This is a genomic window from uncultured Marinococcus sp., assembly GCF_947493875.1.
Taxonomy (GTDB): domain Bacteria; phylum Bacillota; class Bacilli; order Bacillales; family Marinococcaceae; genus Marinococcus.
Genome location: NZ_CANLSU010000001.1, coordinates 342,762 through 366,985, shown reverse-complemented (window position 1 = coordinate 366,985; position 24,224 = coordinate 342,762). Strand labels below are relative to the sequence as shown.

Annotated in this window: 24 protein-coding genes; 10 read left to right on the top strand and 14 right to left on the bottom strand. The window is 45.2% G+C overall.

All coding sequences use genetic code 11. From position 1 onward, the window contains the following. Window positions 1–200 precede the first annotated feature (200 nt). Entirely contained in the window at window positions 201–713 is a 513-nt protein-coding gene (locus tag Q0757_RS01820) for a peptidyl-prolyl cis-trans isomerase (protein WP_298784133.1), read from the top strand. A gap of 39 nt (window positions 714–752) precedes the next feature. Here the strand turns inward: Q0757_RS01820 and Q0757_RS01815 are convergent, their stop codons facing one another. Then, a complete protein-coding gene (locus tag Q0757_RS01815) occupies window positions 753–2,075 on the bottom strand; it encodes a PhoH family protein (RefSeq protein WP_298784131.1) in 1,323 nt (440 codons plus the stop codon). Window positions 2,076–2,119: 44 nt separating this feature from the next. Then, complete coding sequence (locus Q0757_RS01810) at window positions 2,120–2,578, bottom strand: pyridoxamine 5'-phosphate oxidase family protein (RefSeq protein WP_298784129.1); 459 nt, start codon at window positions 2,576–2,578, stop codon at window positions 2,120–2,122. 185 nt (window positions 2,579–2,763) lie between these two features. Between Q0757_RS01810 and Q0757_RS01805 the strand changes: the two genes are divergently transcribed. Continuing rightward, window positions 2,764–2,964 (top strand): YlaI family protein, encoded by a 201-nt coding sequence (locus Q0757_RS01805; RefSeq protein ID WP_298784492.1) that lies wholly within the window; start codon window positions 2,764–2,766, stop codon window positions 2,962–2,964. Window positions 2,965–3,054: 90 nt separating this feature from the next. Here the strand turns inward: Q0757_RS01805 and typA are convergent, their stop codons facing one another. Next, entirely contained in the window at window positions 3,055–4,890 is a 1,836-nt protein-coding gene (gene typA, locus Q0757_RS01800; RefSeq protein ID WP_298784127.1) for a translational GTPase TypA, read from the bottom strand. Between the two features lie 302 nt (window positions 4,891–5,192). On the opposite strand from typA, the gene Q0757_RS01795 reads away from it, so the two are divergent. After that, entirely contained in the window at window positions 5,193–5,366 is a 174-nt protein-coding gene (locus tag Q0757_RS01795; RefSeq protein WP_298784125.1) for a DUF5325 family protein, read from the top strand. Window positions 5,367–5,386: 20 nt separating this feature from the next. Here the strand turns inward: Q0757_RS01795 and Q0757_RS01790 are convergent, their stop codons facing one another. Beyond that, entirely contained in the window at window positions 5,387–6,178 is a 792-nt protein-coding gene (locus Q0757_RS01790; protein WP_298784124.1) for an inositol monophosphatase family protein, read from the bottom strand. Window positions 6,179–6,306: 128 nt separating this feature from the next. Continuing rightward, complete coding sequence (locus tag Q0757_RS01785; protein ID WP_022792649.1) at window positions 6,307–6,495, bottom strand: hypothetical protein; 189 nt, start codon at window positions 6,493–6,495, stop codon at window positions 6,307–6,309. Between the two features lie 372 nt (window positions 6,496–6,867). On the opposite strand from Q0757_RS01785, the gene Q0757_RS01780 reads away from it, so the two are divergent. After that, entirely contained in the window at window positions 6,868–7,494 is a 627-nt protein-coding gene (locus Q0757_RS01780; RefSeq protein ID WP_298784117.1) for a DUF1054 domain-containing protein, read from the top strand. Window positions 7,495–7,508: 14 nt separating this feature from the next. On the opposite strand, the gene Q0757_RS01775 is transcribed toward Q0757_RS01780, so the two are convergent. Next, a complete protein-coding gene (locus tag Q0757_RS01775; RefSeq protein ID WP_298784115.1) occupies window positions 7,509–7,799 on the bottom strand; it encodes a UPF0223 family protein in 291 nt (96 codons plus the stop codon). A 122-nt stretch (window positions 7,800–7,921) separates the two neighbouring features. Between Q0757_RS01775 and Q0757_RS01770 the strand changes: the two genes are divergently transcribed. Beyond that, window positions 7,922–9,397: an aminotransferase class I/II-fold pyridoxal phosphate-dependent enzyme gene (locus tag Q0757_RS01770; RefSeq protein ID WP_298784113.1), complete on the top strand. Its 1,476-nt coding sequence runs from the start codon at window positions 7,922–7,924 to the stop codon at window positions 9,395–9,397. 32 nt (window positions 9,398–9,429) lie between these two features. On the opposite strand, the gene Q0757_RS01765 is transcribed toward Q0757_RS01770, so the two are convergent. Continuing rightward, window positions 9,430–9,867, bottom strand: coding sequence for a hypothetical protein (locus Q0757_RS01765; RefSeq protein WP_298784111.1), 438 nt, complete (start codon window positions 9,865–9,867; stop codon window positions 9,430–9,432). 120 nt (window positions 9,868–9,987) lie between these two features. Further along, on the bottom strand, window positions 9,988–10,791 hold the full coding sequence (locus Q0757_RS01760) for a polysaccharide deacetylase family protein (RefSeq protein WP_366139509.1): 804 nt from the start codon (window positions 10,789–10,791) through the stop codon (window positions 9,988–9,990). A 386-nt stretch (window positions 10,792–11,177) separates the two neighbouring features. On the opposite strand from Q0757_RS01760, the gene Q0757_RS01755 reads away from it, so the two are divergent. Then, on the top strand, window positions 11,178–12,779 hold the full coding sequence (locus Q0757_RS01755; protein WP_298784108.1) for a BCCT family transporter: 1,602 nt from the start codon (window positions 11,178–11,180) through the stop codon (window positions 12,777–12,779). A 150-nt stretch (window positions 12,780–12,929) separates the two neighbouring features. Here the strand turns inward: Q0757_RS01755 and lpdA are convergent, their stop codons facing one another. The 5 genes from lpdA to Q0757_RS01730 form a co-directional block, all read right to left on the bottom strand. Next, window positions 12,930–14,345, bottom strand: a complete 1,416-nt coding sequence (lpdA, locus tag Q0757_RS01750) for a dihydrolipoyl dehydrogenase (RefSeq protein ID WP_298784106.1) — start codon at window positions 14,343–14,345, stop codon at window positions 12,930–12,932. Window positions 14,346–14,348: 3 nt separating this feature from the next. Further along, on the bottom strand, window positions 14,349–15,698 hold the full coding sequence (locus Q0757_RS01745; protein WP_298784103.1) for a dihydrolipoamide acetyltransferase family protein: 1,350 nt from the start codon (window positions 15,696–15,698) through the stop codon (window positions 14,349–14,351). A gap of 90 nt (window positions 15,699–15,788) precedes the next feature. Beyond that, window positions 15,789–16,766 carry an alpha-ketoacid dehydrogenase subunit beta gene (locus tag Q0757_RS01740; protein ID WP_298784102.1) on the bottom strand — a complete coding sequence of 326 codons (978 nt, stop codon included), beginning with the start codon at window positions 16,764–16,766 and terminating at the stop codon, window positions 15,789–15,791. Window positions 16,767–16,769: 3 nt separating this feature from the next. Further along, window positions 16,770–17,810: a pyruvate dehydrogenase (acetyl-transferring) E1 component subunit alpha gene (pdhA, locus tag Q0757_RS01735; RefSeq protein ID WP_298784491.1), complete on the bottom strand. Its 1,041-nt coding sequence runs from the start codon at window positions 17,808–17,810 to the stop codon at window positions 16,770–16,772. A 485-nt stretch (window positions 17,811–18,295) separates the two neighbouring features. Beyond that, window positions 18,296–18,946, bottom strand: coding sequence for a YkyA family protein (locus tag Q0757_RS01730; protein WP_298784100.1), 651 nt, complete (start codon window positions 18,944–18,946; stop codon window positions 18,296–18,298). 131 nt (window positions 18,947–19,077) lie between these two features. On the opposite strand from Q0757_RS01730, the gene def reads away from it, so the two are divergent. From def to Q0757_RS01710, 4 genes are all read left to right on the top strand, one after another. Then, complete coding sequence (gene def / locus Q0757_RS01725) at window positions 19,078–19,623, top strand: peptide deformylase (protein ID WP_298784097.1); 546 nt, start codon at window positions 19,078–19,080, stop codon at window positions 19,621–19,623. 524 nt (window positions 19,624–20,147) lie between these two features. Next, complete coding sequence (locus Q0757_RS01720) at window positions 20,148–20,357, top strand: DNA-dependent RNA polymerase subunit epsilon (protein WP_298784095.1); 210 nt, start codon at window positions 20,148–20,150, stop codon at window positions 20,355–20,357. A 3-nt stretch (window positions 20,358–20,360) separates the two neighbouring features. Continuing rightward, window positions 20,361–22,028 carry a ribonuclease J1 gene (locus Q0757_RS01715; protein ID WP_298784093.1) on the top strand — a complete coding sequence of 556 codons (1,668 nt, stop codon included), beginning with the start codon at window positions 20,361–20,363 and terminating at the stop codon, window positions 22,026–22,028. A 118-nt stretch (window positions 22,029–22,146) separates the two neighbouring features. Next, window positions 22,147–23,091 carry an ABC transporter substrate-binding protein gene (locus Q0757_RS01710; RefSeq protein ID WP_298784091.1) on the top strand — a complete coding sequence of 315 codons (945 nt, stop codon included), beginning with the start codon at window positions 22,147–22,149 and terminating at the stop codon, window positions 23,089–23,091. A gap of 60 nt (window positions 23,092–23,151) precedes the next feature. Here the strand turns inward: Q0757_RS01710 and Q0757_RS01705 are convergent, their stop codons facing one another. Beyond that, window positions 23,152–24,216: an undecaprenyldiphospho-muramoylpentapeptide beta-N-acetylglucosaminyltransferase gene (locus Q0757_RS01705; RefSeq protein ID WP_298784089.1), complete on the bottom strand. Its 1,065-nt coding sequence runs from the start codon at window positions 24,214–24,216 to the stop codon at window positions 23,152–23,154. Window positions 24,217–24,224 lie beyond the last annotated feature (8 nt).

Genomic DNA, 24,224 nt, shown 5'->3' with positions numbered 1-24,224 from the left:
CCTACAAGCTGACTCCTTCTATTCATCTTATCTGTTCATTTAAAAAAAAGCAAGATGGTTTGCGTATAAAATCTTGATTCTTCAGACTATATGCCACAATTTCCGGGGACAGCAATAGCTTCTGCTTTTTCTCTATTACCCGGTTGTGGTAGCATAAAAACCAGTTCCTATCAGCAGCTATTAAATTGGAGGAGTCCCTCATGAATTTTATTGTTATGATTCAGGGAAATGTTCATTTCCCGATCACCCTTGATCCTACTACATGGATCTTTGACGACCGCAAGATTGATCTCGAAACATATTTTGATACCGATCCCTCCGCTGAAGAGCAGCCTTCCACGGAAGCTGATCATACAGCCAGAAGGTTTGCAAGAGACCGCGAGGAAGGGTCAAACGCCCCGGACCCGGATCCTGGCCGGGGACGCACCAACAAGGTACGCAATAAAAAAGAAGCGATCATCAATGGCTCATTCGGGATCAGATTCGAGCCGTTTTTGGATAACGCCGAACCGAAAGACGATGCCAGCCATGTCGTTGTGGAAACCGAAGAGCAAACTCATCTTGTATCTCTTGAGGAAGCGAAAAATTTCATTGTGGCCTTTTCTCATAAAGGCAGCCCGTTGAAAGAGGACGGGCCGGTCCACATATATTACGGAGACGGCTCCAATAAAGCCGATCCTATACGGCACGTGACAGGATTCCGGGTAAAATAAACAGAAATGACAGTTGGAAGCACTCCAGCTGTCGTTTCTTTATAGTATATCTGCCGCAAGCTGGGCAAGACCGGAGCGTTCCCCTTTTTCCAGTTTTACATGCCCACTGATGCCCTGATTTTTGAACATTTCCACTACATAAGCAAGTCCATTGTTTAACTCATCGAGATACGGATGATCGATCTGGGCCGGGTCGCCGAGAAAAACGATTTTACTTCCTTCCCCCACCCTCGTCAGTATCGTTTTCACTTCATGCTTTGTGAGGTTTTGAGCTTCGTCAATAATAATATACTGGTCCGGAATGCTCCGCCCGCGGATGTAAGTTAAAGCTTCCACCTGAATAGACCCCATCCCCGCGAGAATGGAATCAAGCTCTCCAGGCTTCTTAGCATTAAATAAATACTCCAGATTATCATAGATCGGCTGCATCCAGGGCCGAAGCTTCTCATCCTTTTCTCCCGGAAGATATCCTATATCTTTCCCAAGTGGAACAACAGGCCTCGCCACCAGCAGCTTGTGGTAACGCTCCATATCTTCAATTTGAAGCAAACCGGCTGCGAGCGTTAATAAGGTCTTTCCAGTGCCTGCTCTTCCGGTTAACGTCACAAGCGGGATGTCTTCTCTGAGCAGCAGCTCAAGTGCCATCTTCTGTTCGACGTTTTTCGGGCGTATGCCCCACACATGGTCGATATCGGAAGTGAACTTGCGAATTCTTTTTCCAGATTCGTCGACTTTTGCAAGAGCCGAAGAGCTGCTCAGGGCGTCTCTTAAAATAAGGAATTCGTGAGGACAGAAGCCTTCTTCTGAAACCTCTTCAGAAGCCAGTGATCCCTCCTCGAAAAAAGCGTCAAGCAGGGGCCGGTCAACTGTCAGCGTCTGATGCCCCTTGTAAATATTGTCGTACTGCGTAACGCGGTCATTCAAAAAGTCTTCGGCCGTTATACCGAGGGCATCTGCTTTCACGCGTACGAGAGCGTCTTTGCTGATAATAACAACGTGGTAATCTCCCATCAGCTCGTATTCTTCCTTTAAATTTTGAGCCACTGCCAGAATACGGTTGTCATTGGTCACCTCGATAAAGGTGTCCTTCATGCTCTCATACGAACGGTGGTTCAGCTCTACCCTCAGCGTGCCTCCTGAACCGAGAGGTACTCCTTCATGGAGCCTGCCTTTTCCACGGAAGCGGTCCAGAATTCTTGCTGTTTCTCTCGCATTCCTGCCGAGCTCATCCATTAACCGTTTTTTGGAATCAATTTCTTCTAATACGACGGCTGGAATGACAACATGGTGTTCATCAAACTGGTAAATTGCCTGGGGATCTTGGAGCAGTACGTTCGTATCTAAAACGTAAATTTTTTTCATATCAGGTGCTTCCCCCTATCTTGTCTCTATCGGGATATTTATATTCAGTGTGTTTTCTTCATTGCCTCGAGTACTTTATTGTCCAATTCTTCTGCCGCTTCCGGGTCATATGTCTTCTCAAACACCGGCCCGCGGAGCATCCTGGACCCATAAAACATTACGTCCTTCACTTCAGCAACGTCCACTTCTATAATCGCAAGCGGAAAAGAAATCCCACTTACCTCAGTTGTTAAAATTTTTCCTTTGCCTGCAACGGAGTACGTGGTGCCTCCGCCGATAACAGTCATTGCCATACCAGGGGTTTCCCGCAGATTTTCCACTGCAGACGCCCGGGCATCAACAGCAAACCGGAGAATCCTTGGAGAAGCTGCATACACCCATGACACGGCGTGAACATCCGGGGTGGAATTTTTCGGTTCGATGGTGGAAACCGTCACATATTGTTCCTGCTTTAATAAATGGACGATTTCTTCGGGTAGTTCGTCAAATACTCGACTAGCCATATGTATCCCCCCTTATATGTATAATAGTACCATTTTGATCAGAAAATTTGTCCAGTCTTTTTCGGATTCCCCTGTTTATTTTTTTCTGTTCCACCCATCTGGCGCTCATTCTGTTTTCAGAGCTGCGGGCGTGTTATACTTGAATCATATCTTTTGGTTGAACAAAGCAGAGGTGAAAAGAAATGATGCGGGTAAAGTGCGTAATCTGCGATGAAATTTATAAATTGGATGATGAAAACCCTGAAGCAAAAAAAATTCGGAACCGGCCGATCCACACGTATATGTGCCCCGAATGCCATGACCGGATTTCAGCCCGGACAAATGAGCGAAAAGCTACCGGCCATTTCCATCTGTACCGGGATCCGGTAAAAAATAACAACTGGTAATAATGAAATCATACAAAGCTCCGGCTTTCCGGCAAAATGTTTATTAATAAAAAGTGCCGGCTGCAGATTATACTGCAGCCGGCACTTTTTTTATTTGGACACGCTCTGGCGTTTTTCTTCGCGCTCGCGCTCGCCTTTTTGGAGAATTTTCTTTCTAAGCCGGATTGAATCCGGAGTAACTTCGCAGTACTCATCTGCGTTTAAATACTCGAGAGCTTCTTCAAGTGTCAGAATCCGAGGTCGTTTCATCGTTACGGTCTGATCCTTGTTAGCTGAACGAACGTTTGTCTGCTGCTTCGCTTTCGTTACGTTTACAGCCAAATCATTTTCCCGGCTGTGCTCGCCGACAATCATGCCTTCATAAATTTCAGTACCCGGTTCAACAAACATTGTACCGCGGTCTTCCAGCTGCATCATACTGTACGGAGTCGCTTTTCCATTTTCCATGGAAACGAGAACTCCCTGACGGCGGCCGCCAATCTGTTCTTTAATATAAGGACGATATTCTTCAAACGTATGGTTCAGAATGCCATATCCTTTGGTCTGGGATAAGAATTCGTTTGTATAACCAACCAGACCACGGGATGGAATCATGAAATCAATCCGAACCTGGCCGTCACCTTTATTGACCATGTTTTCCATTTCGCCTTTACGTTCACCAAGAGACTCCATAACTGCTCCGGTATAGTCTTCCGGCACATCAACCTGCAGACGCTCATACGGCTCGCAAAGCACGCCGTCCACTTCTTTAACGATTACCTGTGGCTTGGACACCTGGAGCTCAAAATCTTCACGGCGCAGGTTTTCAATTAAAATGGACAGGTGAAGTTCACCGCGACCGGAAATTAACCATGCGTCAGGGCTGTCCGTCGGATCAACCCGGAGACTTACGTCTGTTTCAAGCTGCGTCAGCAGCCGCTCTTCAATTTTACGGCTCGTAATTTTAGAACCTTCACGTCCGGCAAACGGGCTGTTATTTACAAGAATAGTCATCTGAAGCGTCGGCTCGTCAATACGGAGTACCGGCAGCGCTTCCTGATGGTCGACTGGGCATATTGTTTCCCCGACCATGATATCTTCCACTCCGGAAATAGCTACGAGATCTCCGGCTTTGGCTTCGCTGATTTCTTCTTTCTTCAGACCGAAGAAACCAAACATTTTGGAGATCCGGAATTTTTTCACTGTTCCGTCGAGCTTAACCAGGGCGGCATGATCGCCTGTCCGGAGCGTTCCACGGAACACCCTTCCTACGCCGATTCTCCCAAGGTAGTCATTATAATCAAGCATCGCTATCTGAAACTGGAACGGCTCGTCGCTGTTATCAAAAGGAACCGGCACGTTGTCTGAGATCATGCGGAAAATAACGTCCATATCTTCGTCCTGTTTTTCAGGATCTTCGCTTGCTGTGCCGTTAATAGCGGAAGCATAAACAACTGGAAAATCGATTTGGTCTTCGTTCGCACCAAGCTCGATAAACAGGTCCAACACTTCATCCACAACTTCGGATGGGCGGGCCATGTCCCGGTCGATTTTGTTTACGACTACCACTGGGGTTAAGTTCTGCTCCAGTGCTTTTTTCAAAACAAAACGCGTCTGCGGCATGCAGCCCTCGTAGGCGTCTACAACAAGAAGTACGCCGTCCACCATTTTCATGATGCGCTCTACTTCCCCGCCAAAATCCGCGTGACCGGGAGTATCAAGAATATTGATACGCGTATCATGGTATTTTACTGCTGTGTTTTTAGCCAGAATTGTAATGCCGCGTTCTTTTTCAATATCGTTGGTATCCATTGCCCGCTCGTCTACCTGTTCATTTTCCCGAAATGTTCCTGATTGACGAAGAAGCTGGTCGACAAGGGTCGTTTTCCCGTGGTCAACGTGGGCAATAATCGCGATATTGCGAATATCTTTGCGTAAAACTGTCACTATAAATCTCTCCTATTCTCTTGCTGCAATCATAACAAACCCTGGCGCTCGACGACATCGTCTTCCATAAAGCCAGGGTTCTCATTGCCATTTTTATCTGAGTTCCTACCATTTACATTGTCAGTATAACATATGCCGGGCTTCATTAAAGACATCCCGACTGGCAAGTCACTATCACAGACACTACTTTCTTCAATATAACATAAACCGAACCTGAATCATAGCCGGCTGTACTTATTTGAGTTTTCCTTTCAAAGCCGATAAAATAGTATCAGTATCATTTTAAAGGAAGAAGGGTCTCTATGACAAAAATACAGTGGTTATACCTGCTGCTTGCAGCGTTAGCTATTTTCGGCATCGCCTCTATCGGGATTGCCATAGCCGAAGCGTCCATTATTATTGCCGTTGTATCAATTGCTGTAACGTGTGCAGCCTTTTATTTTGCCAGAAAGCTGAAAGCAAGCTCTTCGGCGTAGCCAAAAATCAGTACGGGGGATCAGCTGTTCAGCATCCCCCGTACTTTTTCCTGCAGGCCCGGGCGGCCGGCCAGATACGGTCCCTTGCCAAGCATCGACGGCCGCTGGTTGTCGATCGTCGAGATATCTGCCCCAACCTCCCGCAGCAAAACTTCCGCTCCGGCAAAATCCCACGGCGCAAGCCACAGGTTTACATAGGAATCAAGCCGGCCGCATGCTACGTAACAAAGCTCGAGGGCAGCCGAACCATAGGCCCTGGTGCTTCTTGATTCATCCACAATGTTACGCATCTGCCTGGCATAAGGAATTTTTTCATTTTTAATCCACCTGGCGTTAATACCTACAATTGCTTCTTTTAATTCTGCCGGTTCCAACTCGGGCAGCCTGACATCGTTGCGGTACGCCCCTCTGCCTTCCAGTGCGGTAAACCACTCGTCTGCCATCACGTCATAGACAATGCCCACCTTGCCGATGCCGTTTTCAAAAACAGCCAGGGAGACAGCAAAATTAAACTGCTGATGAACAAAATTCGTTGTGCCGTCTATAGGATCTATAATCCAGATAATGTCGTCGGTGTCCGTAATGTCCGCTCCGGCTTCTTCTTCTCCTAAAATACGGTGTCCAGGGTATTCCTCCATAATCTTTTTCGTTAACAGCCGCTCAATTTTGAAATCCATTTCTGTTACTAAATCATTTGGATTTGATTTTGTTTCTATAATTAAGCTTTCCTCCAGGGAAGCTCGAAGCAGCTCCCCGGCCTCCTGTATCCATTGTAAAGCTTTCTTCTGCATTGCTGACCAATTCTCTTCCATTATAATCCTCTCCGCTTCTTCCTTATGTATATGAGTTCTTCTTCCCTCAATACGGCAAAATTATGCACCAATTTCTGCATAAAAAAGCCCGGCCTGCTGTAAAGCAGCCCGGATCTTCTTACTTTATATTACACTTCCAGCCGAATCCACTCCTGGCGTAATTGCTCCAGGCGGTATTTGCTGGCGTGAATGGACGTTAAATCTTCCTCTGCCATGGCGTCATGAAGGGTTACCAGTTCATAATCAATTTCTAAGCGCAGTACCGGGATTCGTTCTTCTGCATCTCTACGTTTAAACGCCTGAATTACTTGTTCCAAGTTTCCCACACCCCTTAAATGGAATAATAATGTCCCGAGCTGAAAGTTAACTGACGCTGGCAATTCTTCTCAGAATGTTCAGAAAATACAAGATGCAGAACTTTCTCTATTGTTCTGAAATTATATTCTGTAACAGTCTCTCCCTACTGTCTTTATTGCTAATCTAACGATATACTGACAACGTTTGAGTACTCGTTATTCTATAAGGATTATTGGAATTATAAAACCTTTTTACCGGAAACGCAAGAAAAACACACAAAAATTTTCAGTATTTTTAAATAATTGCGTTTTCCGCTGGAATCGATTGGTTGCCGGAGACCTGGATTTTCAGTATGCTTGTGACAGACCAATTGATAAAGGAGCAGTCATTACATGAGCAGACAGCATTTCACCAAAAATGATTTTTCTATTATGCAGGCAGAAGGTCTTGAAAACCGCATGTCTCAAATCCGGAATGACATACAACCAGTTTTTTCCCATCTGGCAGAACCGCTGGCTGAAGATTTGGCAGCAGATACCGGCGAAGAATTATTTATTCATATTGCAAAGCATGCCAGACGGTCTGTTCACCCTCCGGAAAGCACCTGGTTCGGTATTGCACCGGATAAAAGAGGCTACAAAAAACATCCTCATTTCCAGGTCGGTCTTTTTGATGACCATTTGTTCGCCTGGTTGACCCATATGTACGAGGTGCCGGACAAAGCAGATATCGGAAAAATGTATCTGGACCGTCTTTCTCAGCTTACGTCCCTGCCGGAAGACTATAAAATTTCCCCGGACCATACGAAACCGGACGCGTTTTTTATTCATGAAAACAAAGATCAGGTCATTCACACTCTTGAACGTGTAAGAGATGTTAAAAAAGCGGAGCTTCTGATTGGACGCCAGTTTGACGTAGAAACGGCTGCTTCCTGGAATGACAACGAAACGTACGATTACATTTACAGTACATTCAAAGAACTCCTCCCTTTATATCAGCTGTCTTTGCAGACGGTATAAAAATGCCGGACGCTCTATCCTGAGCGTCCGGTCATATTAATTTTTTCCCCTGCTTCTGCTTTTCTTGCCGCCTGCACCGTCTTCCAGCAGTTCACTTCAGCATCCTCGTCAAACTGACGAAACATCTGCTTTTCCTCACTTTTACTCGGCACGATTTCTTTAAATTTTCCATACAATCCTAAAATATCCTCCCGGGGCACAGCTTTGTCGTGCGCTGTTTCAATCACCTGAAAAAAGGTGGTCACATCGATAATTTCCTGTGTAGTCCACTCCATGGAGATAGGTATATTAACATTTTCTTTCATTACTGCTTCCTCCTTCGGTAATATTCTAGCAAATCCCGATCGGAACGTCTCATAAAATTATTTAATGACGGCTTAAAATCTGCTATAATTTGAATGTTTTTGAACGCATTGGAGGGACGCATATGAACAGACAGCAGCTTACTCCGATATTCACGAAATTAAAAGAGCACATACAGACGCAGCCTGTGCCCTTTCATATACCCGGACATAAAAACGGCACCGGGATGGATGAAGAGTTTCGTGAATTTATCGGCAGTAATATATTAAATATGGACTTGATTAACATCGAACCGCTTGATGATCTGCATCACCCTTCCGGCGTTATTGATGAAGCACAGAAGCTTGCAGCGGAAGCCTTCGGGGCAGACTATACGTTTTTTTCCGTTCAGGGTACAAGCGGCGCAATAATGACAATGATCTTATCTGTTTGTGCTCCGGGAGATAAAATTCTTGTGCCGAGAAATGTGCATAAATCGATCATGAATGCGATTATTTTTTCAGGAGCAGTGCCGATATTTATGTATCCGGCACTCGACGAAGAGTTTGGCATATCGCACGGGATTACACCTTTAACAGCGCAGCATGCTCTCGAAAGGCATCCGGACGCAAAGGCGCTCCTGGTAATAAACCCAACTTACTTTGGTTTTTCCTCCGACCTTGGTGCCATTGTAGAAACTGCCCACCAGTACGATGTACCCGTCCTGGTGGATGAAGCTCACGGAGTGCATATTCATTTTCACGAAAGTCTCCCTCCGTCAGCCATGGAAGCAGGAGCTGATATGGCTGCTACGAGTGTGCATAAACTCGGGGGATCGATGACCCAGAGCTCTGTATTAAACGTTCAGGGCGCAAGGGTTTCCATTGCTCACGTCCAGGCGGTCTTCAGCATGCTCACAACAACATCTACATCGTATCCGCTTCTGGCATCGCTCGACACTGCACGCAGGCAGCTTGCATTAAAAGGGCACAAGCTGATAGAAAATACACTTGAACTCGCTGAAGAAGCCAGAGCCTCTATTAATTCCATTAACGGCCTCTACTGTGCCGGAGCGGAGATGCTTGAACAGAATACCGTCACCGCCATGGACCCGACCAAGCTGTTAATTTCTGTCCAACAGCTTGGCATCAATGGCTATGAAGCTGAAAAATGGCTGCGGAATCATTATCGTATTGAAGTAGAGCTGTCCGATCTTTATAACATTCTCTGCATCGTCAGCTTTGGCGATACAGAAAATGAAATATCGCTACTAGTGCATGCAATGAAGGATCTCGCCCGGCAGCATGATGCTCCCGGGACCTATCAGGCACCTGCGGTTTTGAAGCTTCCGTCTATCCCCACTCTGTCTATTGCCCCACGTGATGCATTTTACGCCGAAAAAGAGACCGTCGCTCTTTCAGAAAGTGCCGGCCGGATTATCGCAGAGTTCATTATGATCTATCCGCCAGGCATACCGGTGCTTCTCCCGGGTGAAATCGTTACCGAAGAAAACTTAACGTACATTCAGGCGAACGCAGCAGCCGGCCTTCCCGTCCAGGGGCCCGAAGACCCTTCCCTTCAAACTATAAGGGTAATCCAGGAGCAAAAGCCCATTCAATAAAATAAAAAGCAGCCGCGGCTGCTTTTTTATTTTTACATATAATTGGGCAGCTTCGCATTAATGAAGGACATAATTTCTTCGAGAAGCCAGACTTCTTCTTTTTCCAGCTCTTTCATTTCTGCCTCTCTTGAGACAATAATACCGCCGGCAAATATTTCATTATCGTAAAATGGAAGCATCCAGTGATACATTCCTTTTTCCCGGCAGCAAAACACTGTTCTTTCTATATCAGCCAACAGCAGGAGTCCGTTTTGAATATCCATTTCTTTTGTGAATACCGGATGGACGTCCCCGTCCTGCCATTCAAAATGCGTCCATTTATTAACATACAACGAAATCAGGTCTTTATGGGGCCAATATTTTTGAAATGCATTCATGACATAGTGCAGAAAGCCTTCAGGCGTTATGGAATAATCATGGGCAAGGCCTACGTGCAGCCTTATTTCATCATACAGTGCGGAATGGTCCATAGATGTTCCCCCTTCATGTGAATCCAATTCATTTTTAATCAATATAGCATTAATGCAGCACCTATTAAAAATTTTCAACAAAATTCGACATAAAAAGCTTCTGTAGCATGTATTTTTCTACTATTTTTCTATATATTGGGGATCAATAAAGGAATAGCCTTTCTCATTAAATCCTTCAATAATTGGACCGATTGCTTCTTTCGTCCACTCCCGGTCGTGCATAAGAATATTTGCACCGTCCGTTAACAGCTCTGTATTCAGTGTAACATCTGTAAGTGCCTCTGCATCCTGGTATTCAGCTTCAAAATCATATCCGTATGTCCAATTCATTTTGATCATGCCGTGCTCTTTGGCGTATTCGTCACTAAATGGAGTGTTCTGTCCGAACGGGGCACGAAAGAATGCCGGCTTTTCCCCTGTTATTTCTTCTACCAGCTCATCGGTTTCTTTTAATTCTTCAAGCTGTTCCTCTTCTGATAAATCAGGAAGCGATGCATGGGTAGTCGTATGATTACCTATAGCAAAACCCATGTCTTTTATTTTTTTCAAAGCATTTCTGCCTTCTTCATCTTGTAGAAACATACCATTAACAAAAAAGATGGCCGGCACCTTGTTTTCTGCTAAAATCTCCGCGATCTTTACAGCATTTTTGTCCGGAGCATCATCAAAAGTGAGAAGTACTTCATCGCCTTCGCTTTCTTCGGACTGTACGGTCCAGTTCGCCTCATTAACTTTATACGTTACTTTTTCCTCCTTTGATGCCGCTGTTTTTTGTTCTTCCTCTTCTTTTTTCTCCTCATGCTGCTCCTCGGCTTCTTCCTCGGCAGCGGTATCTGCTTTTTCATTTTGTTCTGCATCTGCATTGTCTTCTCCTGCACTTGAACATCCTGCAAGAAGTGCTGCCAGTGATGCTAATATCAGCATTTTTTTCAACCCGGAGTCCCCCCGTCTATTTATTCCCTTTTATATTTTAGCAAAATTTCTGCAAAGGCAGGGCTAAAAGTCTAAAAAATTTCTATTAAATGTTAATAATAACGCTATTATGGAAATATTAGCGCTCCTTATAGCCCGTAGGTATTTTTTAACGATTATATATGAAGGCTTCTGGGTTTGGAGGCCTAGGTTTAGGGTATAGATTATTCGTACGTGTTGGTTGCGTATGAAGTTATGAGTGTTATAATAATCATCGTTGTCATTTTTTAAATAGGTATGTACCTGCTTAATGAAATTGCAACTATCCCCTCTTTTGCTGAGTACCGCTGCCTAAAAATCGAATACCCCGCTAAAAGAAAGGTGGAATGTAAAAAGTCATGAGAAAATTAACAAGCGTCTTTTTTGTGACCCTGATAGCGGCGCTTGCGGTAATCATCTGGGGTGTTGTCACACCAGGAAATCTAAATACAGTGACCGGTAATATCCAGGGATGGATTGTTACTAATCTCGGGTGGTTTTATCTTATATCCGCAACGTTTTTCGTTATCTTTTGTATTTACTTAGTGTTCAGTCCATATGGGAAAATCCGTTTAGGAAAACCGGACGAACGCCCGGAGTACAGTTACTTAACATGGTTTGCGTTTCTATTTACAGCCGGTATGGGGATCGGTCTTGTATACTGGGGCGTTGCTGAGCCGCTTTATCATTATTACGGGGCTCCGGAAGCTCAACCTGAAACCCCGGCGGCTGCTTCTGACTCAATTCGTCTATCGTTTTTCCACTGGGGGCTGCACCCATGGGCGATTTATTCAGTGGTAGCACTTGCCCTTGCCTATTTCCAGTTTCGTCACAATGCACCTGGGATTATCAGCTCGGCGTTCCGTCCGCTTCTCGGTGATCGTGTAGACGGCTGGATAGGTACTTTAATCAACTTTATTGCTGTATTCGCCACTATTTTTGGTGTTGCCCAATCTCTCGGGTTTGGGGCCACCCAGGTAAACGGCGGGTTAAGCTATATTTTTGAAGGTATTAACAACGACCTGCCGACGCAGTTGATTATTATTCTAATCTTCACCGTTCTTTATCTTGCATCAGCCACTACAGGCTTGAACAAAGGTATACGTTATTTAAGCTGGGCAAACATAGCTTTAGCTGCAATACTGATGCTGTTTGTCCTCATCGTCGGTCCAACGACAAGCATTTTGAATTCCTTCACTGGCGGTGTTGGTAACTATCTCCAAAACCTGCCGGATCAAAGTTTCACCACGTATGAATATACCGGAGACCGGGCATGGCTCGACTCCTGGACAATCTTCTACTGGGCCTGGTGGATTGCCTGGGCGCCATTTGTTGGTACCTTTATTGCCCGTGTTTCCCGCGGACGGACAATCCGTGAATTTATTACCGGTGTTCTGCTCGTACCATCGATCTTTTCATTTGTATGGTTTGCTGTTTTCGCCACTACCGGTATTGCTGAAGACAATGCCCAAAACGGCGGCCTGTATGAGTTAATGACAAGCCAGAGTGATGAAATTGCGCTGTTCGGCCTGCTTGATACCCTTCCTTTAGGATCGATCACAGGCATCGTAGCATTGCTTTTAATTATGAGCTTCTTTATTACCTCTGCAGACTCGGCAACATTTGTACTTGGCATGCAGACAACGAGCGGAAGCCTGAACCCACCGGTTTCCATTAAATTCATCTGGGGTCTTGTTATTTCCGGCTCTGCGGCAATGCTGCTTGCATCCGGCGGTATTGGCGGCATACAGATTGTTATGACCATTGCGGCCCTGCCGTTTACCATTATCATGATCTTAATGTGTGTATCGCTGTTAAAAGCTCTCCAGACTGACCGAACTATTCTTAATAAAGAACGCAAGCTGCGCCAGGATGATGAAACAGGACTTTCCCGTCGCGAACGTGAACAGCTTCGCAAAGAACAGGAAGAACTTCAAAAAGACCTGACTGGCAAAGAGTAGCTTCTATACGGAATAAGAAATCCCCGGCCTAAGCGCCGGGGATTTTATTATGCTGAGAAGAAACAAAAAACCTGCTGCCGCGAGCGACGGCCCTTCTCCCTTATACGAAAAAAGCCACGGCTGTGATAAGCCGTGGCCTTCTTATTTTTATTACGTGATGTGAATTGGCATTCCGAGTGCTGCTTCTGCCGTTTCCATCGTAATCTCACCTAACGTTGGGTGAGCATGAACAGTCATCGCAACATCTTCTGCTGTCATGCCTGCCTCAATTGCCAGACCTGCTTCTGCAATCATGTCAGAAGCGTTAGGGCCAACGATTTGTGCCCCGATGACTAATCCATCATCCTTGCGGGTAATAAGCTTCATGAAGCCTTCAGAGACGTCCAGAGACAACGCCCGTCCGTTTGCCTGGAACGGAAACTTCGCGGATTTTACATCGAAGCCTGCTTCCTTCGCATCTTCTTCTGTATATCCAACGCTTGCAAGCTCCGGATCCGAGAAAACGACCATCGGCATGCCGAGGTAATCGACTGCTGCTGCTTCCCCGGCGATAGCTTCTGCAGCTACTTTCGCTTCGTAGGAAGCTTTATGAGCAAGCGGAAGGCCAGGTACGATGTCACCGATTGCGTAGATGTTATCTACACTTGTGCGGGACTGCTCGTCCACCTGGATCAAGCCGCGTTCGCCGATCTCTACGCCAATCTGCTCAAGCCCCAGCTCTTCTGTATTAGGACGGCGCCCTACAGCTACCAGTACATATTCTGCTTCAAACGTTTTTTCTTCGCCTTTTACTTCAGCTGTAAGGGTTACACTGTCCTCTGATTCCTCAACGCCCTGCGCAAATGCTTCGGTTTGAATATCCACACCCTGTGCTTTCAATTTCTTTTGCACCGGCTGCGTCATTTGCTTCTCAAAGCCCTGGGAAAGAATACGACTTTCGCCCTCAAGCACAGTAACCTCTGTGCCAAGGTTTGCATAGGCTCCAGCCATCTCGATGCCGATGTAGCCGCCGCCGATCACAATCATGCTTTTCGGAATTTCTTCGAGATTTAAGCCGCCAGTAGAATCAAGTACACGTTTTCCGAAAGGAAGCGGCTTGAGTTCCACCGGACGGGAGCCGGTAGCAATGATGCAGTTGTTAAATTTATACGTCTGGGAGCTGTATTCGTCGGTAGAAACCTTTACCTGATCCTTGTCCGAGAAATAAGCTTCACCTTTTACGATGTTCACCTTATTCGCTTTCAGAAGGGATTCGACGCCGCCAGTAAGCTTTTCAACAACGCTGCCTTTCCACTCCTGCACCTTTGTGAAATCCACCTCAGCGCCTTTAGAAGTAATGCCCATATTTTCAGCACCTTCATTAGCTTCGTGGAAACGGTGTCCGGCCTGGATTAACGCTTTGGACGGTACGCAGCCTACGTTTAAGCAGACGCCACCCAAATTTCCTTTTTCTACGATAGTTACTTTTTGACCAAGCTGGGCCGCACGGATGGCTGCAACATAGCCACCCGGACCGGCACCTACAATTAGCGTGTCAATTTCTTCTGCAAAATCTCCTACTACCATGAATTATCCCTCCATTGAGATTAGTTCTGGTTCATTTAACAAGCGTTTGATGTGATTTAAGGCGTGCTGTGCTGTCATACCATCGATTAGACGGTGGTCATAGCTTAATGAAAGAGCAAGCATTGGTGCTGCAACAATTTCACCGTCGCGTACTACCGCTTTTTCTTCAATACGGCCAATACCCAGGATAGCTACTTCCGGATGATTAATAACCGGAGTAAAGAAAGCGCCTTTCGCAGAACCCAGGTTCGAAATCGTAGCAGAGCCTCCGCTCATTTCAGCTGAGGAAAGCTTTCCGTCTCTTGCTTTTGTAGCAAGTTCGTTGATTTCATCAGCCAGGGTAAAGATAGGCTTGCGATCCGTTTCCTTCACAACTGGTACGACGAGTCCCTGCTCTGTATCAGCTGCAATGCCAATATTGAAGTAATGCTTATAAACGATTTCAGAAGCTTCATCATCGATCGAAGCATTCAATACAGGGAACTTACGGATTGCGGAAGTCAGGGCTTTTACTACGTACGGCAGGTACGTAAGCTTAATGTCCTGCTCTGCAGCCATAGGCTTGAATTTTTTACGGTGGTCAACCAGCGCGCTGACGTCCACTTCGTCCATATGAGTAACGTGTGGAGCCGTCTGTTTTGATTGTACCATTTTTTGAGCGATAGCTTTACGGATACCTTTAAGCGGCACACGTTCTTCCATAGCGCCCTGATCCTGGGAAGGTGCTGCTGCACTTGCTGCAGGCTTACTTTCTTCGGAGCCAGAAGCAGCTTCAGTTGTTTCTTCCTCCGCTGACTGGTCACCGCTTAGAAATGCATCGATATCTTCACGAAGAATACGTCCGTTTTTGCCCGACCCTTTAACTTTTTGGATCGTTACGTCGTTTTCACGAGCATATTTGCGTACAGACGGCATAGCGATGACGCGTGCATTTTCGTCTACGTCTGCTTCTCCAGAAGCACTGGCACTTTCGCCGCCTGCTGCTGTTGGGCTTTCTTTTTCTGCTTCTGTAGAAGCTGGCTGAGCGTCGTTTTGCTCCTGCTCATCTCTCGACGCTGTTCCTTCGGTTCCTTCTTTTTGATCTGAAGAACCTTCAGAGCCAGTGTCCTCTCCACTACCATCATCAATGGTTAAAATGACTTCACCGACAGTGGTGGTTGTTCCTTCGTCTACTTTTAATTCTAAGACTTTTCCATCCACTGGAGAAGGTATTTCCACAACGGCTTTATCATTTTGTACTTCGCAGAGCACATCGTCTTCTTTAATCTCATCGCCAGGCTTTACCTGCCATGAAACAATTTCACCTTCGTGAATTCCTTCGCCAATATCAGGAAGTTTAAATTCATAAGCCAAAACAAGTGCCTCCTTTTATTTTCAATTCAGTATCACGCGTAGCAAACAGGTTGATATTTTCCATCAACCTGTTTGCCCGATTAATAATTTTTAGAAGCTGAGTACAGCTTTTGCTTTTTCGATAACGTCATTTTCGTTTGGAAGCCAAACGTCTTCGGCTGCTGCGAATGGGAAGACCGTATCTGGCGCCGCCACTCTAAGTACCGGTGCCTCCAGATGAAGAATAGCCTCTTCATTTATATTCGCGACTACGTTCGCAGCAATACCAGCTTGTCTCTGAGCTTCCTGGACTACAACCGCACGGTTGGTTTTTTTCACCGACTCAATAACTGTATCCATATCCAGCGGGCTGATAGTTCGCAGGTCAACCACTTCTGCCTCGTAGCCTTCCTCTTTCAGCTGCTCGGCTGCTTTCAGACAAGTGTGTACCATCGCTCCGTAAGCAATCAGTGTAACGTCTTTACCTTCGCGTTTCACATCTGCTTTACCAAGTTCCACTGTATATTCTTCATCCGGCACTTCTTCCCGAAACGAGCGGTAGAGCTTCATGTGCTCAAGGAAGAATACTGGGTCATCACTGCGAATAGCGGAAATCAACAGACCCTTTGCATCATAAGGAGTCGATGGAATAACTACGGAAAGCCCCGGGGACTGAGCGAGAAGTCCTTCCAGGCTGTCAGCATGGAGTTCAGGAGTCTTTACCCCGCCACCAAAAGGCGCACGGATAGTAACTGGGGCATTGTTTTTGCCTCCAGTACGGTAGTGAATCCGTGAAATCTGTCCTATTACTTCATCCATTGTTTCAAATACGAAACCAAAGAATTGTATTTCCATTACTGGACGGAAGCCAGTCACCGCAAGACCAAGCGTTAGTCCGCCAATACCGGACTCCGCAAGCGGGGTGTCAAATACACGTTCTTCGCCAAATTCTTTCTGCAGACCTTCTGTAGCACGGAATACGCCGCCGTAATGACCTACGTCTTCGCCATAAACAAGGACATTTTCGTCATTTTTCAGCTCCGTACGCATTGCCTCGGTAATTGCTTGAATCATTGTCAATTGCGCCATAGCTTACTTCGACTCCTTCTCTCTGTATTCTTCTAACTGTTTGTTTAACTGTTCTGGTAATTTTTCATACATGATTTCGATTAAGTCAGAAACTTTTTGCTTAGGCGTTTCTTCGGCCTGTTTCATAGCGGCTTTTATATCTTCCTTAGCCTGCTCTACTACTTCATTTTCCCGGTCTTCATTCCAGAGATCTTTCTTTTCAAGGTACGTCCGGAAGCGGACGAGCGGGTCTTTCTTTTCCCATTCATTATCCAGCTCTTCCGTACGGTAACGGGTCGGATCATCTCCGGACATCGTATGCGGTCCGTAGCGGTAACACATCGACTCAATTAACGAAGGTTCTCCGTTCAGCGCATTCTTCCGTGCTTCCTGGGTAACAGAATACATCGCGAGAACATCCATTCCGTCTACTTGAACCCCGTGCAGACCGGCTGCTACTGATTTTTGGGCAATGGTTTTAGCTGCCGTCTGTTCTTCCACCGGTACACTGATGGCGAACTGATTGTTTTGCACAACAAAAATAGCTGGCGCTTCATATGCTCCTGCAAAGTTCATTCCTTCGTAAAAGTCACCCTGGGAAGAGCCGCCATCACCTGTGTAAGTAATTGCTACATTTTTATTCCCGCGTCGTTTCAGCCCTACTGCTACACCAGCATTTTGTACAAAGTTAGCCCCAATAATAATTTGCGGAGGCAGGACATTTAAGTCCTCAGGAATCTGTCCTCCGTGAAAATGACCTTTAGAGAACAAAAATGCTTGATAAAGTGGAAGTCCATGCCATACAATCTGCGGAACATCCCGGTAGCCTGGAAGAATCCAGTCTTCTTTATCCAACGCGTAATGTGAACCAATCATCGATGCTTCCTGCCCAGCTACCGGCGCATAAAAACCAAGACGTCCCTGTCGGTTTAATGAGATAGCGCGCTGATCCCAAATTCGTGTATATACCATCCGGTACATCATTTCCTGAAGCTGCTCATCTGACAAATCCGGGAGCGCTTCTTCATTCACTACTTCTCCGTTTTCATTCAAAATTTGAAACATTTCAAAGTGACCTTCGACTTGTTCAATCGTTTTTGTCGCCACAAATGTTCACCTCTTCCTCTCTTCTTATAATAAACCGGTTATATCCAGCAACTGCGTTTATCCGTAATAGATTACTGTCAGAGTTTATCCCCGAAGCTGTGATTATTTGAATCGCAGCTTCAGGTTTATATAAGACCACATCATCTTTTAATACCCTTCACAGCCGTAATATAATCACGGATAATCTCAATAAAGAACAGATAAGTAACTGTTTCAGTTTATTATACTATTTCAATGAAACAATACTTTTCAATAGTTAGAATATACCAAACGAAAAAGATACGTCAATCCTTTTTGCTCAAAGGATTATCATGTCATTTGGCATCTTCTATTTTTTGTAAATAAGCGAATCTGTTATATATCATTAGTCCATGCGTATATAAACAGTTCAGCCGTTTTTCTCCCTCCAGCGCTTCTGCTTGCCGGCTTGTTATAAAACTGAATTAACTCTCTTCTTCCATCATTTCTCCGAAGGTGTTTTTAGCTTCATTGAATGCTTTCGTTTCGGCATTGAATGTTTCCCTGTAGCTTTCCACCTCTTCATAGGAGCTATTAATAGTGTCAAGATCTTCCTCCAGTGCTTCAAGCTCTAAATTTTTATCATTAAACGATTCGTACATATCGATTTCTTTATCTGCCGCTTCCATATAAGCATCGTGTACCCCGTTAAATGCTTCGTTCCTTTTTTTCATTGCCTGCTGGGCCTGCTTTGCTTTATCAGTCATTTCTTCATTTTCTAAATTCTCAATGGGCTCATCTGCTTCCATGGCTTCATTATACGCCTGGTTGATTTCTTCCTTTTCTTCTTCCATTAATTCTTTACGCTCGTTCACTGAGCTTACAGCTTCCTTTACAGATGACTCGATTTTTTTCTGTTCATTGTTTTTATAGGAGGTTAAGTTTTCAAATACACTTTGCTCTTCCCCGGCCAGCTCGGTCAATTCTTCATCCTTTTCGGGAAATTTCTCTTCAGCGCCTGCTGCTTCACTCCATTGGTCCTGAATACTTCCCTCTGGCGATCCGCATGCCGATAATACTAAAGCCGATAATGTAACAACTGCTGCTCCTGTCACTTTTTTGTTCAATTTATACATATGTATTCCTCCTGTGAATTTTTTATGGTCATTTCACGTTTTAAAACTGTTTTAGCTGAAATTTTTTTGCTATACTAATACACTGTTATTAACGATTATCATATGTAAGTCTGATTGGAGGCCGTTGATTCATGTTAACTATGAAAGATATTAAGCGTGAGGGAAGCCCTGCGCTCCGCAAAGTATCTGAAGAAGTCCCGAACCCTCCGTCTGCTGAAGATCTGCATACCCTCCAGGAAATGCTGGATTTCTTAAAAAACAGCCAGGACGAGGAAATCGCCGAAAAATATGAACTCCGTTCCGGTGTCGGTGTAGCAGCACCGCAGCTTGGTGTTAATAAAAGAATGTTTGCCATGCATGTGACTGATGACAAAGATGAACTGTACAGCTATGGCTTCATCAACCCAAAAATTCTCAGCCATTCTGTCGAAACAACTCATTTGGAGGGTGGGGAAGGATGCCTTTCAGTTGACCGGGAAGTTCCCGGAAATGTTCCTAGATATTCGCGTATTACACTGAAAGCACAGACACTTGAAAACAAAGAGGTAAAACTGCGCCTCCGGGGGCTTCCGGCTATCGTTGCCCAGCACGAAATTGATCACCTGAACGGGGTTATGTTTTACGACCGGATTGAAGATTACGAGGACGAATACAAACGGGAACTGCCAAAGCTATAACCTGCAAAAAGAGTGTTTTCCTCCGGGAAGACGCTTTTTTCATCTCATCAGTTTTTCCTTTAAATTTTTCTCTCCCCACCGTTTATTTGGAAATAATTTCTATAAAAGAAATTTTATACATTTATAGAAAAATTATTCTGTTTCTATCCTATCATGGTTCTTTAGTACCCGTATAGTTACTTTCTTTTGTCTTTTTCTTACCTGAAAGCTGGACGAATTTTGTGCAGAAGTGATTAAAAGGATGAAAAAAACAGTTTCATGCTTTATAATATGAATTATTAATGGTTGGTACGTACACTGTGGTGCTGTTCAGCTTGAGTTCTTTGGCCGGAAGCTGAGTAGAACCGCTCTGGATATGAAGTCATTTTTGATTAAACAGCCAGGCTGTTGCAACGATTACTTCCTGTCCTTCCTGCATTATTTTGCTTTTTCCTATTTACAGTACTAGTTTATGCCAAAAAACCATTTTTTCTTAAGCAGCTATAAACGCCGCATTTACATTTGAAGAAGGAGAGATATTTACGATGATTTACAAAGTTTTTTACCAAAATAATTTTACTGAAGCTCCTGTACGGGAGAATACCCATTCACTATACGTAGAAGCAGCATCTGAGCGGGAAGTCCGCCGCAAACTCGCCGATAAACAATTTAACATTGAATTCGTTCAGGGGCTTACTGACAAGCAGCTTGAATTCGAAAAAAGATCTGAAAACTTCCAAGTGGAGAATTTATAACGTATGAAACAAATCAAACAAAATCAAGTTGCTGTTTTTGCCCTGGGCGGGTTAGGCGAAATCGGCAAAAACACGTACGTGGTTCAATACCAGGATGAAATTATCGTCATCGATGCCGGAATCATGTTCCCGGAGGATGATCTGCTTGGAATCGACTACGTTATTCCCGATTACACATACCTGGTTCGGAACAAAGAAAAAATTAAAGGTGTTTTTATCACCCACGGCCATGAAGACCATATCGGCGGCGTGCCGTTTCTGCTGAAAGAATTAAACGTCCCTATTTACGGCGGTCCATTGGCAATCGGTCTGTTAAAAGGAAAGCTCGAGGAACGCGGGCTTTTACGTAAAGCAAAATTAAATACCATCCAGGAAGATCAGCCTGTTGCTTTCAACCATTTAAAAGTAGATTTTTTCCGGACTACTCACAGTATTCCTGATTCTCTCGGTATCAACGTCCATACTCCAGAAGGCAATGTTGTTCATACCGGAGATTTCAAATTTGACTTTACGCCTGTCGGAGAGCCTGCCAATTTAGCTAAAATGGCAGACATCGGTGAAAAAGGCGTTCTCTGTCTGCTTTCAGACAGCACGAATGCGGAAGTTCCCGGATTCACTGTTTCCGAACGAAAAGTCGGGGACAATATCCGTTCCATCTTCCGTCAGGCCAAAGGCAGAATCATTTTTGCCACATTTGCTTCCAATATCTATCGTCTGCAGAAGGCGATTGATGCTGCTGTAAAAGACGGGCGTAAAATTGCTGTATTCGGCCGCAGTATGGAATCATCCATCACGATCGGTCAGGAGCTTGGATATATTAACGCGCCAAAAGGAACGTTTGTCGAGCCGTCCCAGTTGAATAAACTGCCGGACGACCAGGCAGCCATCTTGTGTACTGGGAGCCAGGGCGAGCCGATGGCAGCCCTCTCCCGTGTAGCTCACGGCACCCACCGTCAGATTCAGATTATTCCTGGCGACACTGTCGTATTCTCGAGCTCTCCTATTCCCGGAAATACGACTTCTGTTCACAAAATTATTAACCAGCTCTACCGGGCGGGCGCCCGTGTCATCCACGGCTCGCTGAACAACATTCATACTTCCGGCCACGGAAGTCAGCAGGAACAGATGCTTATGCTGCGCTTAATGCGTCCGAAATATTTCATGCCCATTCACGGCGAATACCGGATGCTGAAAATGCACTCGAGACTTGCCCGGGACTGCGGAGTGCCGCTCGACAATTCCTTTATTATGGAAAATGGTGAAGTGCTTGCCCTGACCCGGGACAGTGCCTCTGTCGTTGGCAAGGTGCCTTCTGGTGCTGTTTATGTTGACGGCCACGGTATCGGAGATATCGGCAACATTGTCCTCCGGGACCGCCGCATTCTATCTGAAGAAGGACTCGTCGTAGTCGTCGTAAGCATCGACATGAAAAACTTTAAGGTGTCAGCAGGTCCGGACTTAATTTCACGCGGCTTCGTTTATATGCGTGAATCCGGAGATTTGATTAACGATGCCCAGAAAACATTAAGCAGGCATCTGGATGAAGTAATGAAGCGTAAGACCAGTCAATGGTCTGAAATTAAATCAGAAATTATCGACAGCCTGGCGCCTTATTTATATGAGCGCACGAAACGGCGCCCAATGATTCTCCCTATTATTATGGAAGTGTAAATCACTTCGCCTCTGCCTCCGCATATATTGCGGAGGCTTTTTTATGTAGATTTTTCATTTTCATTCCGTTACAATAGTGATATTGAAAATCATTATCATTTATATAGGAGAGATTCTAATGCATCTACATACGCTTATTGGACGATTTGCTATTTTTACAGCTGGCGCTGCTATACTTGCTTCTTGCAGCAGCGGAGAAAACAATTCATCCGCTGGCAATACAGACAGCAAGGAGGAAACCAGAGCATACGAAACGGAAAAAGGCGAAGTCTCTATTCCCTCGGATCCTGAAACGATTGTGACCGATTATTATGCCGGGGAGCTGCTCGCAGTTGAAGCAGACGTCTCCGGCTCCGGCCCGGATGCATTTTCCAATCCTTTTCTTGAAGAGCAACTGAGCGGTGCAGAGGATGTCGGAGCCCCGCTCGATCCCGAACAAGTACTTGAGCTGGATCCCGATTTAATTGTGGTGATGTACGATGATAATTACGAGCAGCTATCGCAGATTGCGCCCACCGTTCACCTTCCATACAATCCGGATACAAATGTCCAGGAAACGCTTGATACCTTCGGAGAACTGACAAATAATCAGGCAGAGGCTGAAGAGTTCAAAGACACTATTGAGACAACTGCGGAAAAAGCCAAAAAGCGTCTTGAGGGCACAATAGGCAATGATGATACCTTTGGGTTATATGAACTGACACAAAATGGTGATCTTTACGTTTTCGGTGCAAATGGAGGGCGTGGCGGTCAGGCCATTTATAATGCCCTTGGGTTGAACGCTCCCGAAAAAATTCAGGAGGAGGTCATGGGAGGAAACGCACAGGAAATTTCAATGGAGGTGCTTGAGGAGTATTCTGCCGACCATATGTTTATGACTACCTTTGATCCGGAGGATACTGGTGAAAGTAAGGAAAATATTCAGGAATCCGATGTCTGGGCGAACCTGGATGCCGTGCAGAACGAACAGTTTTATTTCCTTGATTTCGATACGTATTACCCGTATGACCCTATTTCCATTAATGAACAGATTGATTTAATTGCCGACAAACTTGCTGAGTAATGTGGTTTCCTTTTAAGATGTAAAAATCTCCCCGGCCAAAGGCGGCCGGGGAGATTTTGATTAGTGATAGGCATACAGCTCTTTAATAATAAGATCCAAAGGATTTTCAGCCATATATGTTTTCATCTGCGCAATCGTATCATGTCGATTGTCTTCAATGTTCTGCAGAGCTTCACGCATAGACTCTTCATTCAGCTGTTCCTCCTCCAGGACAGCGGCATACCCCTTTTCCTGAAATGACTCAGCATTCAGAATCTGGTCCCCTCTGCTTTGAGCGCGTGTTAACGGCACAATCAGCATTGGCAAATGCAGTGTCAGAAATTCAAAAATAGAATTGGAGCCGCCCCGGGTAATGATAGTATTTGTCGCAGCAAGAACATCAGGCAGTTCTTCATTGACGTATTCGAACTGGCGGTAGTTCGGCTGGCCTTCGAGACTCTCGTCAGTATGTCCTTTACCGCAAAGGTGCACCACCTGGTATTTATCTGTGAGCCACGGAAGCGCAGCCCGCACCGTTTCGTTAATTTTTTTTGCCCCGAGGCTTCCCCCCATAATCGTAAGCACCGGCAGGGAGTCCCCGAACTCAAGAAACTCGAGTCCTTTTCTTTTATCTCCACGTGTAATTTCTTTCCGGACTGGAGAGCCGAGGGCTTTTGCTTTTCCGGAAGGAAAATGGGCTGTGGCTTCGTCAAATGAAGTGAATATTTTTGTCGCAAACCGCTGGGCAATTCTATTGGCAAGTCCCGGTGTAATATCACTTTCATGAATAATGACGGGAATATTCAATGTTTTGGCAGCAATAATCACTGGTACAGTGACAAAGCCGCCCTTGGAAAATACTACATTCGGTTTAACCTTTTTTAAATATTTACGGGCTTCGAGGCAGCCTTTCACCACACGGAAAATATCAGTAATGTTCTGCCAGTCTATGTAACGGCGCAGTTTACCTGAGCTGATAGAATGATACCGTATGCCCCTGCGCTCAATCAGCTCTTTTTCAATACCTTCCTTTGAACCCACATAGTAAATATCCCAATCGTTTTGGTCAAGCTCATTAATCAAAGCAATATTCGGCGTAACGTGACCGGCGGAGCCGCCGCCGGTAAATACGATCTTTTTCTGCATTTTCCTCA